Source organism: Neorhizobium sp. 05N33, assembly GCF_056397445.1.
In genome coordinates this window covers 35,890-51,299 of sequence record NZ_JBFTNK010000018.1, presented here as the reverse complement: position 1 = coordinate 51,299, position 15,410 = coordinate 35,890, and the positions used below count along the sequence as shown (strand labels likewise).

The following is a 15,410-nucleotide window of genomic DNA, read 5'->3' as shown; positions in this document are numbered from 1 at the left end:
CGTTAAAATTGGAATTATATTATTTTAAGCCGGCTACCTGTGACAATGTGGCAACAATACGGCTTTCTGCTTGTGAGCAGTTGCACACATGCCGAACCAGACCAACAAGCGGTTGCGAAAAATGAAAATGCCGCGTCGTTTCCGGCGCGGCATCCTCTATCGAACTGATTCACAATGAAGACGGTCAGCCAGCTTCGCTGATGCGCAGAAGCGCGGTCTTCAGGTTCGCCATCTGAACTTCCAGTTCGGCAAAGCGCTCGCGCTCGGCAGCAACCACTTCGGGATCGGCATTGGCGACGAACTTCTCGTTGGCGAGCTTCTTGCCGATACGATCCATCTCGGCCTCGGTCTTTCCGACTGCCTTCTCGATGCGCGCCTTTTCCGCCACCAGGTCGATCAGGTTGCCGAGCGGCAGGCAGGCGGTCGCCTCGCCGACGACGATCTGGGCAGAGCCCTTCGGCGCCACGTCGGCGAGTTCGATGGTTTCCACGCGCGCAAGGCGGCGGACGGCCGCCTCATGACGGCGCAGACGCGCCTGGGTCAACTCGTTGGCGCCGACGACGATCAGCGGCGCAACGGCCGACGGCGGCACGTTCATCTCGGCGCGGGCCGAGCGCAGGCCGGTCACGAGATCGACCAGCCAGTTGATCTCCTCCGCAGCCGCCTGATCGGCGAATTCCGGTGCCGGCCAATCGGCATGGCAAAGCAGGCCATCGCGCGTTTCGGTATGGGCCCAGAGCTCTTCCGTCATGAACGGCATGAACGGATGGAGGAGCTTGTAGGTCTCTTCCAGCACATAGGCCGCGCAGCCCTGCGCCTCGACCTTGGCGCTCTCGTCCTCGCTCATGAAGATCGGCTTCAGCAGTTCAAGATACCAGTCGCAGACCTGGTTCCACACGAACCGGTAGAGCGAAGCCGAAGCTTCGTTGAAACGCTGGGTCTCGATCGCCTCGGTGACGTCGCGGATCGTGGCGGAAAGTTCGGTCAGGATCCAGCGGTTGACGGTCAGCGCCGTTGCCTCCGGCAGGAAAGCCGGATCACGCTTGACGCCGTTCATCTCGGCAAAGCGGGTGGCGTTCCAGAGCTTGGTGCCGAAATTGCGGTAACCGGCGATGCGGGCCGGATCGAGCTTCACGTCGCGCCCCTGGGCGGCCATGATCGCCAGCGTGAAACGCAGCGCGTCGGCGCCGTATTCGTCGATCAGGTCGAGCGGGTCGATGACGTTGCCCTTCGACTTCGACATCTTCTGACCGTTCTTGTCGCGCACCAGGGCGTGAATGTAGACGGTGTGGAAGGGCTCGACCGAATTGCCCTCCTCGTCCTTCATGAAGTGCAGACCCATCTGCATCATGCGAACGACCCAGAACGGAATGATATCGAAACCCGTGACGAGCACGTTGGTCGGATAATACCGCTTCAGTTCCGGGGTGTGTTCCGGCCATCCCAGGGTCGAGAATGGCCACAGCGCGGACGAGAACCAGGTGTCGAGCACGTCCTCGTCGCGGGTCAGGATTTCACCCGGCTTGAAGTTCTCCAGCAGGTCCTCGACGAGGGCCTTCATCGGTCCTTCGTGCGACAGATAGTGCTGAATTGCCGCCTGCAGCGCCTCTTCCTCGGTCTTTTCGACGAAGACCTGGCCGTCCGGGCCGTACCAGGCCGGAATCTGGTGTCCCCACCAGAGCTGGCGGGAAATGCACCACGGCTGGATGTTCTCCATCCACTGGAAATAGGTGTTTTCCCAGTTCTTCGGAACAAACTTGGTGCGGCCTTCGCGAACCGAGGCGATCGCCGGCTGGGCGAGCGTCTTGTTATCCACCCACCATTGTTCCGTCAGGCGCGGCTCGATCGGCACGCCGCCGCGGTCGCCATGCGGCACCATGTGCTTGTGCGGCTCGATCTTGTCGAGCAGCCCGGCTTCCTCGAATATCTCGACGATGATCTTGCGGGCCGTGAACCGATCCTGGCCTTCCAGCCGGTCCCAGGCGCCATGCAAGGCGGCTGGATTGTCCAGGCCCTCCAGAAAATCCTCGTTGTCCTTGATGGTCACCGTTCCGTCGATATCGAGAACATTGATTCGGCGCAGCCCTGCCCGCTTGCCGACTTCGAAGTCGTTGAAGTCGTGGGCCGGCGTGATCTTGACCGCGCCGCTGCCGGCCGTCGGATCGGCGTAATCGTCCGCGACGATCGGGATCCTGCGGCCAACGATCGGCAGGATGACATGTTTGCCGACGATCGACCTGTAACGTTCGTCATCCGGATTGACCGCAATACCGGTATCGCCGAGCATGGTTTCGGGACGTGTCGTCGCGACGACGATGTAGTCCCGCGTCTCGAATTCGGTGGCGTTGCCGTCTTCGTCGAAGGCAACGGGATACTGATAGGTGACGCCGTCTTCGAGCGGATAACGCAGGTGCCACAGATTGCCGTTGATCTCGATCTGCTCGACTTCCATGTCGGAGATCGCGGTCAGCAGCTTCGGGTCCCAGTTGACGAGACGCTTGTCCTTGTAGATCAGGCCCTGCTTGTAGAGGGTGACGAAGACTTCCAGGACCGCGGCCGAAAGCCCCTCGTCCATGGTGAAACGCTCGCGGGACCAGTCACAGGAAGCACCGAGACGCTTCAGCTGGTTGAAGATCAGCCCACCCGATTCTTCCTTCCATTCCCAGATTTTGTCGACGAAGGCCTCGCGGCCCATTTCGCGGCGGCCCGGAAGCTGGCGCTCCATCAACTGGCGCTCGACGACCATCTGGGTGGCGATGCCTGCATGGTCCATACCCGGCTGCCACAGCACGTCCTTGCCGCGCATCCGCTCGAAGCGGATCATGATGTCCTGCAGCGTGTTGTTGAGCGCGTGGCCCATATGCAGCGAACCGGTGACGTTCGGCGGCGGGATGACGATCGTGAAGGTTTCCGCGCCCGGCTTGGCGTTGACGCCGGCGCGGAAAGCGTCGGCCTCGTCCCAGGCCTTGGCGATCCTCGGTTCTACTTCTGCGGAATCATAGGTCTTTTCGAGCATTTCCTGACCCGTTTTTGTTCTTTGAGAGCTATCGGGGTGTAAATAGGATGGGGTGTTCCAAGTCAATAAAAAAGCCGCCCCGTCACCGGAGCGGCCGTATCGATCAGCCTTGCGGGCGGATTGGCTACGCCAGCCGCTGGCTTAGCGGCGCGTGCCGCGAGATACGCGTTCAATTTCCTCGCGCACCAGGCGCTCGACCAGCGTCGGCAGGTTGTCGTCCAGCCATTCCTGCAGCATCGGGCGCAGCATGTCGCCGGCCATGTCCTCAAGCGAGCGGCGTTCCATGCCGTTGAACACCGAGGCAAGCTCGCTGAAGGATTTTGCGACCTGAGCGCCGGCTTCGGCGGAGAGAAGGTTGGCGGTCTCCTCGATCTTCGCCGGCAGGCTGCGCGAGGCCTGCTCCGCGGCGAATTTCGGTTCTGCCTTCGGTTCGCTCTTTGGTTCAGGCCGTACCGGCGCCTCGGCTCTGCTGGAAGCAGACAGCGGCGGATCGAAAACCGGCATCATGACGCGCTGGACCGGTTCCGGCTGCGAAGCCGGCGCTGCCTGCGTGACTGGGGCGGCGGCCTGGGTGACCGGTTCGCGGAATTCGGGCATGCGCGGCATCTGGGGACGAAGCGGAGCCGGCTCTTCCTGGCGTGCCGCCGGTGCGGGCGAAGACGGTGTTTGCGCTGGAGAGATCGTCGCTGACAGCGTCGGCGCAGTCGAAGCGGTGGAAAGGCGCACCGTGCCGGTTTCCTGCTGGCGGACCGAAGCGGCGCGAACCCTTGCGGCGACGTCGGCGAGCGACAGGGTACGATCCTGCTGCGCCGGCTGGCCCGACGACCCTTGCGCGTAGCTCATCGGTTCGTTGCGGGAGGGGGCGCCGCGGTCATTGGCAGCCATATCCGGGACGAAGCCCGGCTCTTCGCCGTCTTCGATCTCATCCTCGCCATAGACCGGAGGGAGCTGACCGTTGAGCGCGTTCTCGGCGTTCGGCTCATTGCTTTCAATGATCCGGCGAATGGACGCCAAGATTTCTTCCATGGAGGGTTCACGCGCTACATTTGGCTGAGCCATTTTCATCCCCGCTGTTACCGGCACTCGACTCGGCCCCGTGGAGGGTGAACCGAATCGACGTTACTCTAAGGTCTTGGGGGGGCTGGAAACAATGACAAGTGCCCCAGGCTTCCTACGGATACACAGTTTTGTTGGCGTTGTGAATCCCGTTGGTCACACTTACCGGAACAGATGACAGCTGGATGAAAGAACCGGATGGCGTCGACAGAAACGACAAAGGGGCTGCAAGGCCCCTTCCGTTCATGACATTCGATCGTGTCGGAGCAATCAGAACACGAATTCCTTAGCCTTGCGAAAGCCTGGCAGCGGCTTGACCGACGCATTGAAATAGGCGCTCTCGGAAATCGAGCCCTGTTCCTTCACCAGCACCTTCGCCTGGGCGGCATTGCCGTAACCGACGACGGCGATCAGCCGGCCGCCGTCGCGCAGCTGCTCCAGAAGAGCGGCAGGCACTTCCTCGACGGCACCGTTGACGAAGACCAGGTCATAGGGGGCCTCGGCAGGATAACCCTTTTCGAGTTCGCCGGTAACGACCGCGACATTGTCGTAGCCAAGCGAGGAGAGCGTTCCAGTCGCCTGCGAGGCTAGCGCCTCATCCGCCTCCAGCGAAACCACGGAGCCGGCGATCAGCGACAGGACGGCGGTCGCATAACCGCTGCCGGTGCCGATTTCGAGCACGACATCATCCTTGGTGATCGCCGCGAGCTGCAGAAGCTTGGCAAGCGGCGAAGCCTCCATCAGGTAGCGCCCAGGCGCCACCTCGATATCCTTGTCGATATAGGCGAGCGACTTTGCCTTGGCCGGCACGAAAGCTTCGCGCGGTACATTATAGAAGGCCCGCAGAACCGAATGCGACGTGACATCGGTGGTGCGGATCTGATTTTCGACCATCTTTGTCCGTGCTGCTTCGAAATCCATCATCTCAGTCGTCCCAAATCACCGGCGATGCGCCGGCTCACGCATGTCCGTCTTACTGACGGCGAGACACGCTTTCAAGACGCCGGCCGGTTTCGAAGCAAAAAAGCCGAGGTGAACGGCCCTCTCCTGCAATCCCGATGCTCAGGCGTAGGCCGGCGGCGCTTCTTCAAGCTTGCGGACGGTCACATAATCACGGCCATAGGAGGAGCGCAGGCTATGGCCCTTGTCGAAGGCGGACTGTTCAGCGGAGGTCAGCGGGAACATGCCGTCGGCGAACGTTCCGGTGCCTTCGACCTCGTTGGCCGCCTGGCGATGCACATTGATAATCCTGGTGATCATGACGCCTTCCTTCCGTTCCGCCCAATAATCGCTGAGCAGGCCTTTCTGTTCCGAGCCTAGGAGGAGAAGGTTAAAAAATTAACCATGTTGCACCGCACACAAAAATGCGTGGTAAATGCTTGGTATCAAAGCATGTTTGGATTTGAGGGATTGGTCCGGAAAGAAGGGAAAATTGGAGGCCTCGCCCGGAATCGAACCGGGGTGCAAGGATTTGCAGTCCTCTGCGTCACCACTCCGCCACGAGGCCATCCGAACGCATAAAGAGCGAGTGGTGTCGGGCGTTTAGAACGAATCGAATAACCGCGCAAGCGCGGTTTGGCCCGATTGCCATATTTTTCTGCACAAGATGACGGACGCCGATGCGGGCGGGCCAGTTCGCATCTCTGCCCGCGGTCCACGTTCGGAAAAAAAACTGGCCGGAATGTCAAAAAACCGGCTCGATTGGATGCCGGCCGGCGCTCCGGACTGGCTTCATAAAAAATTCACCAAAATTACGGAACCAAACGCTTCCGGATGAGTTCTCTACGCCGCAATGCAAGGTGTGGACATGACGAGTAACGTAACTGAAGCAGATGACTCCGTGTGGAGTTCCCCGGTCAGAGTACGCATTGGATACGGTTTCCCAGAAACCATCCATGGGCCAAAAGAAGCCCTGGAGTACCTCAACTGGCGCTGGCCGGTGCGTGAAGGTACCTATTATATCAAGGCCCTAAAGGAATGCGCCGCCTGCCTGCAGCGCAAGCTTCCCCTGGAAAGGGTGCGGGAGACCTTCATCCTCGCCAGCATCGAAGCGAAGATGCTGAACTGATTTCACCCTTTGGGCGGGGCCGATGATCAGTGTCAAACTCAGTGTCTCTGACGGCGTGCGGCGCTTACGCTGGCCAATAGAAATCGGAACGAAAGTCAGCCGGGATGTCTGACAATCTGCCGATGGCTTCGGCGACGAAACTGATCTGCATGGCCAGATAACGGATTTCGCGCGGCACCGGTATGCCGGTCAACGTCTCGCGATTGCGCCAGGTCTCGTACCCCATAGACCTGATCCGCCGTTCGGCCTCGCGCAGCACGTCGTCGCGGCTCGGCATCTCGCCCCCGGCCAGATCGGCAGGCTTCGCCACGCAGGCCGCAAGCCCACCCTCGATCACTCTCAGACCCATGGTCACCCTCGTCTTCAATCCCGGGAGCAATGCTAGTGATTCGGGGAGGGATGCGCCAGAGTCTCTGCGGCAACACTGAAGTGGCGGCGGCACAGCGCCTGTGCTAGAATGGCATTGTCGTCGAGTGGGGGAGCACCGGGCGGCGAACATGCGGTAGGAGGAGACCGTCATGCAGTATCTGGAATTCATCACCACCCTTAATCCCGTGGTTCTGGCGATCCTCGTGATCGTGCTGGGCTGCGGAGCCTACGACTATTGGGCGCAGTCTCGATAACGGCCCGATAACGGATGGCGTAGCCTTTTGATTTTCCATGAGACGCCGGGCGTTCACGTTTCCGGCAGGTTGTGGCTCGCGCCTTTGCGAGGACACGGTTTGTTGTTACCCATACCGCTGTTTTAAGGCGGAATGGAGAGACGAACAGTGAGCGCAAGCATCGAATTCGACGATACCTCAACTTCGCTGAGCGGCACGCTGCGCCAGCTTATCGACGGCATCAAGGGTCAGTCGGTGACGCTGCGGCAATTGATGGATGCAGTCGGCGAACAGGGCCTGTTGCTGATCTGCGCCATTGCCTCCCTGCCCTTCCTCCTTCCCGTGTCGATCCCCGGGGTCAGTACCGTGTTCGGCGCGGCGATTATCCTGATCAGCCTGGCGATCACCGCCAACCGGTTGCCCTGGCTGCCGAAGAAAATCCTCGACCGCGAACTTGATACGAAGAAACTGCTGCCGGCGCTGGAAAAGGGCGTCAGCATCGTTTCGCGCCTCGACCGGTTCCTGAAGCCGCGCATTTCGGCGTTGACCACCGGCCGGCTTGTCGGCCGGATCAACGGCCTGGCGATCGCGGCCGGCGGCGTGCTGTTGATGTTTCCGCTGGGGCTGGTCCCCTTCTCTAACACCCTACCGGGAATAGCCATCCTGCTTCTGTCGACCGGCATGATCCAGCGCGACGGGCTGATCGTGCTCGGCGGCTATCTCTTCAACGTCGTGACGGTGATCTATTTCGGCGTGCTTGCCTACGTAGCGTTCAGCGCCGGCCAGGGTATCGCATCGATGTTCGCCTGATCGTGCAGCCTTATCGCTGTTCGGCCTTACGCCCCCGCCGCCTTGCCCACCAGAGTGCGATGCGGCGGCGTTGACGCCGCACGAAGGGCAGATCGTGCGAGAGCACCAGAAAGCCGAGCGGCAGCATCCAGAAGCCAAGGATCGGCAGGAAGCCGAGCACGCCGCCGAAAATCAGGACGACGCCGACGACGACCCGGCCGATCCGCGACCGTGGCATGGGAATCTGTACGCTGCCCAGCGCCAGTTTGCCGCTTTGCGGGTCGATTCCAAATCGCCTCGGTTTCCGTTCGCCTGCCACTCTCAATTATCCTCACCGGTTAAAGGCCCAGCTTTGCCCGAGAAATGGGGCTTTACCGGGGATAAAACAACCAAGTTCATTTTTTTTGCAAAAACCGCTTGGCAAAACGACAAAGCATTTGTATTACCCGCCGCACACGCCGCGACCCTTCGCGGATGATCCCTGGTAGCTCAGCGGTAGAGCATTCGACTGTTAATCGACAGGTCGCCGGTTCGAATCCGGCCCGGGGAGCCATTTTATAAAGGTCGTGATGAAAATCACGGCCTTTTTGATGCGACCTTTCAAGCAGATAGGTGTTTCCTGAGCCTTTGGGCGGTTCGCTTAGCGGGCAAGCCTGTGTTGCGTCACAAATTCAGGTACATCTCGCCGTATACCATTTCCTGCTCGCGGAATTGACCCGCATGGCGTGCCAATAAGCCAGGTGGCGGCTCCATACCGATCTCATATGTGACAAGTTCACATATCGCGTGCCGTTGGCTACTTCGGCGCACCATTCACGGATGGAGCCGCTGCCGTCGGTCGCTGCATCTGGACTGCCCCCGCGAGTAGCGGCGCCTATTTGGCGATGAATTCAATGACCAGCCGCACTCGCCTGGCTTGTACGTTTCGCCATGCGTGAGGAGCCAGAGCGTTCCCAACATGCGCAAGTGGTGCGCCGATGCACAGCCGCTGTCGAGGAATCGCCCATCCCGCTCGGTTGCCCTCCATCCCATTTGACTGTGAATGGGCGCGATGCTTGTCGGCCCTGGACGAACCCGACATTTTCTGGCGCACCCACGAGAAGCTCCTTGCGGATCTTGCCAAGGTCGCAACCGAACGCAACATCTCACGCATCAGATAACCAGCCGCCACTATCTCAGAAGGAATACCTCATGAATATTGACCTTAAGGGCCGTAAGGCCGTTGTAACCGGCTCCACGGCGGGCATTGGTCGCGCCATTGCCGAAGGGCTGGCGCGCGCGGGCGCTTCGGTCGTGATCAACGGCCGCGGCGAGGAACGTGTCGCCACGGCGCTTCGCGAGATTCGCGCGCTTTTCCCAAACTCCGATCTGACGGGCGTCGCCGCTGATCTGGAAACGGCGGAAGGGGCCGCAGCCTTGTTCGCGCAGGCGCCGGATGCTGATATCCTCGTCAACAATGTGGGTACGGCACGCCCGAAGTCCTTCTTCGATCTCGCCGATGACGACTGGCTGAGCCTCTTTCAGCTCAACGTCATGAGCGGCGTTCGCGCCGCACGCCACTATGTGCCGAAGATGATGGAGCGGGGTTGGGGACGGGTCGTATTCATCAGCAGCGAGTCCGCTCTCAACATCCCAAAAGAGATGATTGACTACGGCATGACTAAGACCGCGCAACTCGCCATTTCCAGGGGCCTTGCGGAAGCGGTCGCCGGAACCGGGGTAACGGTCAACGCGGTCCTTCCCGGCCCGACGAGATCCGAAATCCTGTCCAATATGATGAGCGAGTTGGCGCATGCGCAGGGCATCAACCAGGAGGAAGCGGAGCAAGTCTTCCTGAAGACGATGCGCCCGACAACGCTGATCAATCGATTGTCGACCCCCGAAGAAGTGGCAAACATGGTCGTCTATGTCTGCTCGGAGCAGGCTTCGGCGACAAGCGGCGCTGGCCTGCGCGTCGACGGCGGCGTCGTTCGGTCGATCGTCTAACCCGCCCCGACTAGCATCGTCGTGGCTCTCTTCACGGCCGAAAAAGCGCGTCTTGCGGCGCGCTTTTGACGTTTCAGGCCGGAGCGTCGCTCAAGTCCACGACGGCGCCGAGCTTATTTCAGGCCAAACAGTTCCACCGCGTTGTTGCGGAAGATAGCGGAGCGCTCGGCCGATGTCAGTGGCACCTTGAAGGCAAAACGCGGATCGTCGAAATCCCAGTGCGGATAGTCGGTCGAGAACATCAGCCGGTCGGTGCCAATCCAGCGTAGGATATCGAGGAGATGCCGGTTGTTCTCCGGCTCCTCGATCGGCTGGGTGGTGTACCAGAAATTCTCGCGCACATATTCGGACGGCTTGCGCTTCACGTGTGGAACCTCGTCGCGCATGCGCTTCCATTCCCGGTCGAGCCGCCAGACGAGTGACGGCAGCCAGGAGAACCCGCCTTCGACGAGCACGATCTTCAGCTTCGGGAATTGTTCGAACACGCCTTCGAGGATCATGCTGGAGAGCACGGTCTGGAGGCTGTTGGAGGCTGCGTAGTGCTCCTCCAGATAAAACGAACTCCAGCCGGACGGCGTATTCGGGCGGTAGCCGAAAGCGCTGGTATGCAGCCCGATCGGCAGGCCGTAATGTTCGGCCGCCTCGTAGATCGGCCAGTAGCGGCGACGGCCGCAGGGCTCCAGCGTGCGCGGCGGCATGGCGATCTGCACGAAACGGCGGTCGGTGACACGCCGGTCGATTTCCGCAACCGATTCCCTCGCGTCCTCTTGGGAGATACAAATGGAGGCTTTCAGCCGTGGTTCCGGCCCGGCAAACTTGTCGATCTGCCAGTCGTTCAGCGCCGCGCAGAGCGCTGCACCGAGTTCCTGGTTGAAGGCCATGCTGCCGGCCGCGAGCGGCTGCAGGATGCCGTAGTCGATGTTGCACTGGTCCAGCAGTTGTTCCCGCAGGAAAGCAAGGTCCGACGCCGGCGGCCCGCCGTTCGGCGGCCAGGAATCACGGCGCATGCCATTGCCGGGCGTCATGCGCGGATAGGGCAGCGTGCCGAGCAAGGGGTTTGCCGTGCGCACCGCGAAATCCCGCACATGCGTTTTCCAGCGTTCGGGCAGGTAGTCGAGCAACTGGTCCGGCCGGGAGAAAGCCGGATGCACGTCGCAATCGACCACGCCCTGCACTTGCGATTTTTCGGAGCTACGTTCGAGTACTGGGGTTTCCATGGATCAGCCTCCAAATCTCGGATAGGTGGCGAAAACGTTGTCGCGAAGGATCTTGTTCACCTTGGCTTCCGGCAGACCCTCGGGCAGCACGTCCAGGCCCTCGAAATGCCAATGCGGGTAATCCGAGGAGAACAGCAGCATATCATCGCTGAGCAAGTGGTCGAGCGTCCTGGCGACATCCTCGATATCGTCAGGGCCATCGAAGGGCTGCGACGTCATGCGGATGTGCCTGCGGATGATATCGGCCGGTGCGTCCTTGACCCACGGCACCTCGATGCGGGTGCCGCGCCAGTCCTTGCTCATGCGCCACATCAGCGCCGGCATCCAGGTAACGCCGGATTCGATCATCACGGCCTTCAAATTGGGATATTTGACGAAGACGCCCTCGGAAATCAGGCTCGCGACCTGGGTGGAGAAACCCTGCGGCTGAACCACATGGTCTTCGATCAGGAAGGAATGGAAGCCGCTATGGCTCGGCGCGTTGCGGAAGTTCGATCCTGCATGAATACCGATCGGCAGGCCGTGTTTCTCGGCCGCCTCGTAGATCGGCCAGTAGGTGCGGCGGCCAAGCGGAAGCTCTGTCATGGCAAGCGTCAGGATCTGCACGAAACGTTTGTCGTCGGCCCGACGCTCGATCTCCTCGACCGCGGCTTCGACATTCTGGAACGGCACCAGCATCGATGCCCTGAGCCGGCTGTCGCGGCTCAGCCACTTGTCGGTGAGCCAGTCGTTGGTGGCGCGGCATATGGCGGCGGCCAGATAGGGATCGAACAGAGCGTGGGCGCCTGAAACCACGTTGAGGATGGCACCTTCAAGACCCAGCGGATCGAGCAGGTTCTTCTGCATCTGCGCGAGCGGATCGCCGCTCCACGTCCAGTCAGGCCGCATATAGGGACGCGTGCGCTCAGGATAACTCATCAGTTCCAGCACGTCGACTTCGCGTGAAGTCACGATCTCCTGCCAGTAGTCGTCGAGATAGGGAAGCAGGTCGGCGCGACGCGGTGTCGGCGGGTGGACGTCGCAATCGATCGCCCCGGCGGTTTCGAATCTGGCCATCTTCGTATGCGTCTCGCTCATCGTTGACATCTGTGCTGCTTTCTTACGTGCGGCCTCACGCCGCCTGCGTCCCCATCTTTTCCTCGATCCCGAGCCTCTCTTCGCGGATGAAATCCGCCGCCTTTTCCGCGATCATCACGGTCGGGGCCTGGGTATTGCCGGAGACGATGGTCGGCATGATCGAGGCGTCGACGACGCGCAGGCCGGCGAGGCCGTGGACCCGCAACCGATCGTCGACCACCGCCATCCGATCGCGGCCCATCTTGCAGGTGCCGACCGGGTGGAAGGTGGTATTGAGGGTGCGGCGCGCGTAGTCGAGCATGTCGTCGTGCGACTGCACGGCTGCGGTCGGCGCAATTTCCTCCGGCTCGAAACGCGCCATGGCGGGGCTTGCAGCGATGCGTCGGACCGCGTCGATCGACCGTATCAGGATGTCGCGGTCGGCCTCCTCTTTCAGAAAATTGTGCAGGATGCGCGGTTGGGCGGAAGGGTCCCTGCCCCCAACATGGCAATGGCCGCGGCTTTCCGGCCGCAGGATACAGGCCGACGAGGTGATGCCGGGGAACGGATGCATGGCGCCGCCGAAACTCGGCGAGGTGGAGCCTGAGACGTGGATCTGGATTTCAGGCGCCGGCGCATCCGGCATGGTCTTGATGAAGGCGCCGAGCAGGGTCGGCGATCCGCCGAGCGGCCCGCGTTTGGTTGCAAAATACTGTATGCCGAGCAGCATCCGGCCGAACCGCGTGCCGGCGCGGGTATTCAGCGTATGGGTGTTGTGAAGACGATGCTGTACCCTGATGTGCCAGTGGTCCTGCAGGTTTTCGCCGACACCCGGCAACGCGTGCAGCACCTCTATTCCGGCGGATGCAAGCACGTCCGGAGCACCAATGCCGGAGCGTTCGAGAATGGCCGGCGAGCTATAGGCTCCGGCCGACAGAATGACTTCCCTCCCCGCCTTCGCCTCTTGGTTCCGGCCATCGAGGCTGAACACGACACCGCTCGCCTGGCTGCCCTCCAGGGTGATCCTGTCGACGAGAGCGCCGGTCACGACGGACAGGTTGCGGCGGTTGCGGACAGGTTCCAGAAATGCGCGGGCGGTGGAATGGCGCACGCCTTTCTTGATCGTGGCAACGAAAAAGGCCACGCCTTCGTTGTCGCCGGAATTGTAGTCGTCCGCAGCGGGAATACCCTGCTCGATCGCCGCCCGGCGATAGGCCTCCAACGCCTCCCAGCGCACATTGGGATCGGAAACCGCCCATTCGCCCTCGGTGCCGTGCGCCTCCGTGCCAGCCCCATGAAACGCTTCGGAGCGCTTGAAATAGGGCAGCACGCTTTCCCAGGACCAGCCGCGATTGCCGAGCTGCGCCCATTGGTCGTAGTCGTAGGCATGGCCGCGCACATAGATCAGGCCGTTGATCGCGGAACTGCCCCCGAGCATTTTTCCGCGCGGCAGTGCGAGCTGGCGTCCATGGAGATAGGGCTCGGGTTCGCCCTTGTAGAGCCAGTCATATTGGGGCCTGCCGATGAGATAGGCGAGGCCGAGAGGCATGTCGACGTAGAAGCCGCGCCCCTCGCCGCCGCCCTCGATCATCAGCACCTCGACCGCCGGGTCCGCCGATAGCCGATTGGCCAGAACGCAGCCTGCCGTGCCACCGCCCACGATGACGTAATCGTAGGTACGGGAATGCTCGAACGCACCCATGGTCTCTCCTCCACTTTCCGCAACAGCTAGCCGCGCGCCTCGCGGTTACGGCGCCGAAACGGGCACCGGAAGAGCAAAGGACACAACGGCCGCACAATCGCAGCCTCCCGTACAATCATGGCATACGAGCCGATTGGAAGGAAGTCATATTGCGGCAAAACCGAATGCAAAAGTATACATCGCAATGCTCCTGTTGTAGATCTACCCGCGGCAGGCTGCCGCAATTCGGAAAGAGGAAGCCGAACTGCAAGCTCGATGTATGCACGCCTGCCCGAGTGAACACGAATTTATTTCGTCAATCTGTTTCATCGGGGAGGAGCCCAGAGATGAAAAAACAGCAGGACGGCGTGCCGTCGATCATCCATGACAGCAGGATCAACCGGAGAACGCTTCTGGCGTCTGGCGTAGCGCTGGGAGGCGCGATGCTGCTGCCCGGGCAGATGTTCGCCCAGACGCCGCAGGCCAAAGCGGGCGGCACTTTGCGCATCGCCATGCCGTTCAACCCGGCCGCACTCGACCCGATGACCGGGCGCAATGTGCCGGATTTCAACGCGCTTTATGCGTTGTTCGACGCGCTGATCGCCTTCGATCCGGCGACGCTCGAGCTCAAGCCGATGCTCGCCAAGGACTGGACCTTCGCCGATCCGACGACGCTGGTGCTCAACCTCGTCGACGGCGTGAAATTCCATGACGGTACGCCTTTTAACGCCGAGGCCGTGAAGTTCAATTTCGATCGTTTCATCAGCGATCCGCGCTCCAACGTGAAATCGGACCTGGTTTCGGTCGCGTCTGTGGCGGTCACCGGCCCGAGCCAGGTGACGCTCAAGCTGAAGCAGCCGAACTATTCGCTGCCGACCATCCTGACCGGCCGCGTCGGCTGCATCGTCTCGCCCGCCTCCATCAAGGCTGCCGCCGACGGCAATGTCGACCGCAATCCCGTCGGCACCGGGCCGTTCAAGTTCGCCGAGTGGCGCGACAACGACCTCATCCGTGTCGAGAAGAACCCGAACTACTGGCAGCCGGGCCTTCCCTATCTCGACGGCATCAACTTCCGCATCATCAACGAACTGAACACCGCCGCCCGCACGGTCACCGCCGGCGAAACCGATCTTGCGCTCAACATGGCCGCGCAGCAGATCGCTACCGCCCGCCGGGTGCAGGACCTGACCGCCGAAGCCAATCCTTCGATGATCTTCTTCACCCTGATGATGAATTTCGCCAAGCCGCCGCTCAACGACCTCCGGGTTCGGCAGGCGATGAACTACGCCATCAACCGCACCGAATTGAACCAGGTTCTGATGCTTGGCCTCGGCGAACCGACCTCGACCATGTTTCCCAAGGATTTCTGGGCGGTAGATGCCGGGACGGCGCAGTTCTACCAGCACGATCCGGAAAAGGCGCGCAAACTGCTGGCCGATGCCGGCTACCCGAAGGGCTTGGAAGTCGAGACCTGGAGCTGGCCGGACCAGACATCGGTTCAGCGGCTCGAAGTGGTCGGCGAGCAGCTTTCGCAGGTCGGCATTCGTCTCAAGGTCACCCCCTCGCCTCCGCAGGTCGTAAACCAGGCCTTCTATATCGAGGGCAAGGGCGCGATGATCCTCAATCCGCAGGGCGGCTGGCTCGATCCCAGCCAAACCTACGAGCGGCTATTCGGCGCGACGGGTCAGTTCAACGCCGGCAAGGTGGAAGATCCGCAGTTCCGCAAGCTGCTCACCGCGACGGGCAATTCGGCTGATGCCGGCGAACGCAAGAAGGCATTTGCCGCACTCCAGCGTTTCGTCGTGGAACAGGCGCTGCACCTGCCACTGGTGACGTCGGCCGCCATGTCGATCCGCAACAAGAAGGTCAAGGACTTCCGGTACGACCGGCTGCACTCGCCGCGGTTCCACCGCGTCTGGCTCGACCAAACCGCATGATC

At 61.3% G+C, this 15,410-nt stretch carries 13 protein-coding genes and 2 tRNA genes; 5 read left to right on the top strand and 10 right to left on the bottom strand.

The window, feature by feature from the left end:
- Positions 1-184: 184 nt before the first annotated feature.
- The 5 genes from AC1DLT_RS27595 to AC1DLT_RS27575 all read right to left on the bottom strand — a co-directional run bounded on the left by AC1DLT_RS27595 (position 185) and on the right by AC1DLT_RS27575 (position 5,579).
- The gene (locus tag AC1DLT_RS27595; protein WP_477488850.1) at positions 185-3,016 is read right to left on the bottom strand and encodes a valine--tRNA ligase; all 2,832 of its coding nucleotides are present in this window, start codon (positions 3,014-3,016) and stop codon (positions 185-187) included.
- 141 nt (positions 3,017-3,157) lie between these two features.
- Positions 3,158-4,075, bottom strand: coding sequence for a PopZ family protein (locus tag AC1DLT_RS27590; protein ID WP_477488849.1), 918 nt, complete (start codon positions 4,073-4,075; stop codon positions 3,158-3,160).
- A 267-nt stretch (positions 4,076-4,342) separates the two neighbouring features.
- Positions 4,343-4,996: a protein-L-isoaspartate O-methyltransferase family protein gene (locus tag AC1DLT_RS27585; protein WP_477488848.1), complete on the bottom strand. Its 654-nt coding sequence runs from the start codon at positions 4,994-4,996 to the stop codon at positions 4,343-4,345.
- 138 nt (positions 4,997-5,134) lie between these two features.
- Complete coding sequence (locus AC1DLT_RS27580) at positions 5,135-5,332, bottom strand: hypothetical protein (RefSeq protein WP_038542362.1); 198 nt, start codon at positions 5,330-5,332, stop codon at positions 5,135-5,137.
- A 173-nt stretch (positions 5,333-5,505) separates the two neighbouring features.
- Positions 5,506-5,579: transfer RNA gene (locus AC1DLT_RS27575), tRNA-Cys, on the bottom strand.
- Positions 5,580-5,879: 300 nt separating this feature from the next.
- On the opposite strand from AC1DLT_RS27575, the gene AC1DLT_RS27570 reads away from it, so the two are divergent.
- On the top strand, positions 5,880-6,140 hold the full coding sequence (locus AC1DLT_RS27570; RefSeq protein WP_477488847.1) for a DUF982 domain-containing protein: 261 nt from the start codon (positions 5,880-5,882) through the stop codon (positions 6,138-6,140).
- 64 nt (positions 6,141-6,204) lie between these two features.
- Here AC1DLT_RS27570 and AC1DLT_RS27565 read toward each other — a convergent pair whose 3' ends face one another.
- The gene (locus AC1DLT_RS27565) at positions 6,205-6,489 is read right to left on the bottom strand and encodes a hypothetical protein (protein ID WP_477488846.1); all 285 of its coding nucleotides are present in this window, start codon (positions 6,487-6,489) and stop codon (positions 6,205-6,207) included.
- Positions 6,490-6,910: 421 nt separating this feature from the next.
- Here AC1DLT_RS27565 and AC1DLT_RS27560 point away from each other — a divergent pair, with 421 nt between their 5' ends.
- Positions 6,911-7,552: an exopolysaccharide biosynthesis protein gene (locus AC1DLT_RS27560; RefSeq protein ID WP_477488845.1), complete on the top strand. Its 642-nt coding sequence runs from the start codon at positions 6,911-6,913 to the stop codon at positions 7,550-7,552.
- Positions 7,553-7,562: 10 nt separating this feature from the next.
- On the opposite strand, the gene AC1DLT_RS27555 is transcribed toward AC1DLT_RS27560, so the two are convergent.
- On the bottom strand, positions 7,563-7,850 hold the full coding sequence (locus tag AC1DLT_RS27555) for a hypothetical protein (protein ID WP_046601410.1): 288 nt from the start codon (positions 7,848-7,850) through the stop codon (positions 7,563-7,565).
- Between the two features lie 159 nt (positions 7,851-8,009).
- On the opposite strand from AC1DLT_RS27555, the gene AC1DLT_RS27550 reads away from it, so the two are divergent.
- Positions 8,010-8,084 (top strand) — tRNA-Asn (locus AC1DLT_RS27550).
- A 638-nt stretch (positions 8,085-8,722) separates the two neighbouring features.
- Positions 8,723-9,517 (top strand): SDR family NAD(P)-dependent oxidoreductase, encoded by a 795-nt coding sequence (locus AC1DLT_RS27545; protein WP_477488844.1) that lies wholly within the window; start codon positions 8,723-8,725, stop codon positions 9,515-9,517.
- 113 nt (positions 9,518-9,630) lie between these two features.
- On the opposite strand, the gene AC1DLT_RS27540 is transcribed toward AC1DLT_RS27545, so the two are convergent.
- From AC1DLT_RS27540 to AC1DLT_RS27530, 3 genes are read right to left on the bottom strand one after another with little or no spacing between them, the layout of a single operon-like run.
- A complete protein-coding gene (locus AC1DLT_RS27540) occupies positions 9,631-10,734 on the bottom strand; it encodes an amidohydrolase family protein (protein WP_477488843.1) in 1,104 nt (367 codons plus the stop codon).
- Between the two features lie 3 nt (positions 10,735-10,737).
- Positions 10,738-11,790 (bottom strand): amidohydrolase family protein, encoded by a 1,053-nt coding sequence (locus AC1DLT_RS27535; protein WP_477488842.1) that lies wholly within the window; start codon positions 11,788-11,790, stop codon positions 10,738-10,740.
- Positions 11,791-11,845: 55 nt separating this feature from the next.
- The gene (locus tag AC1DLT_RS27530) at positions 11,846-13,492 is read right to left on the bottom strand and encodes a GMC family oxidoreductase (protein ID WP_477488841.1); all 1,647 of its coding nucleotides are present in this window, start codon (positions 13,490-13,492) and stop codon (positions 11,846-11,848) included.
- A 326-nt stretch (positions 13,493-13,818) separates the two neighbouring features.
- Here AC1DLT_RS27530 and AC1DLT_RS27525 point away from each other — a divergent pair, with 326 nt between their 5' ends.
- A complete protein-coding gene (locus AC1DLT_RS27525) occupies positions 13,819-15,408 on the top strand; it encodes an ABC transporter substrate-binding protein (RefSeq protein WP_477488840.1) in 1,590 nt (529 codons plus the stop codon).
- Positions 15,409-15,410: the final 2 nt, after the last annotated feature.

Bases quoted from the DNA above. Each gene is read 5' to 3' on its own strand.
- AC1DLT_RS27530 (WP_477488841.1), bottom strand. From the start codon at position 13,492: ATGGGTGCGTTCGAGCATTCCCGTACCTACGATTACGTCATCGTGGGC.
- AC1DLT_RS27525 (WP_477488840.1), top strand. From the start codon at position 13,819: ATGAAAAAACAGCAGGACGGCGTGCCGTCGATCATCCATGACAGCAGG.
- AC1DLT_RS27565 (WP_477488846.1), bottom strand. From the start codon at position 6,489: ATGGGTCTGAGAGTGATCGAGGGTGGGCTTGCGGCCTGCGTGGCGAAG.
- AC1DLT_RS27580 (WP_038542362.1), bottom strand. From the start codon at position 5,332: ATGATCACCAGGATTATCAATGTGCATCGCCAGGCGGCCAACGAGGTC.
- AC1DLT_RS27590 (WP_477488849.1), bottom strand. From the start codon at position 4,075: ATGGCTCAGCCAAATGTAGCGCGTGAACCCTCCATGGAAGAAATCTTG.
- AC1DLT_RS27585 (WP_477488848.1), bottom strand. From the start codon at position 4,996: ATGATGGATTTCGAAGCAGCACGGACAAAGATGGTCGAAAATCAGATC.
- AC1DLT_RS27540 (WP_477488843.1), bottom strand. From the start codon at position 10,734: ATGGAAACCCCAGTACTCGAACGTAGCTCCGAAAAATCGCAAGTGCAG.
- AC1DLT_RS27570 (WP_477488847.1), top strand. From the start codon at position 5,880: ATGACGAGTAACGTAACTGAAGCAGATGACTCCGTGTGGAGTTCCCCG.
- AC1DLT_RS27535 (WP_477488842.1), bottom strand. From the start codon at position 11,790: ATGGCCAGATTCGAAACCGCCGGGGCGATCGATTGCGACGTCCACCCG.
- AC1DLT_RS27545 (WP_477488844.1), top strand. From the start codon at position 8,723: ATGAATATTGACCTTAAGGGCCGTAAGGCCGTTGTAACCGGCTCCACG.
- AC1DLT_RS27595 (WP_477488850.1), bottom strand. From the start codon at position 3,016: ATGCTCGAAAAGACCTATGATTCCGCAGAAGTAGAACCGAGGATCGCC.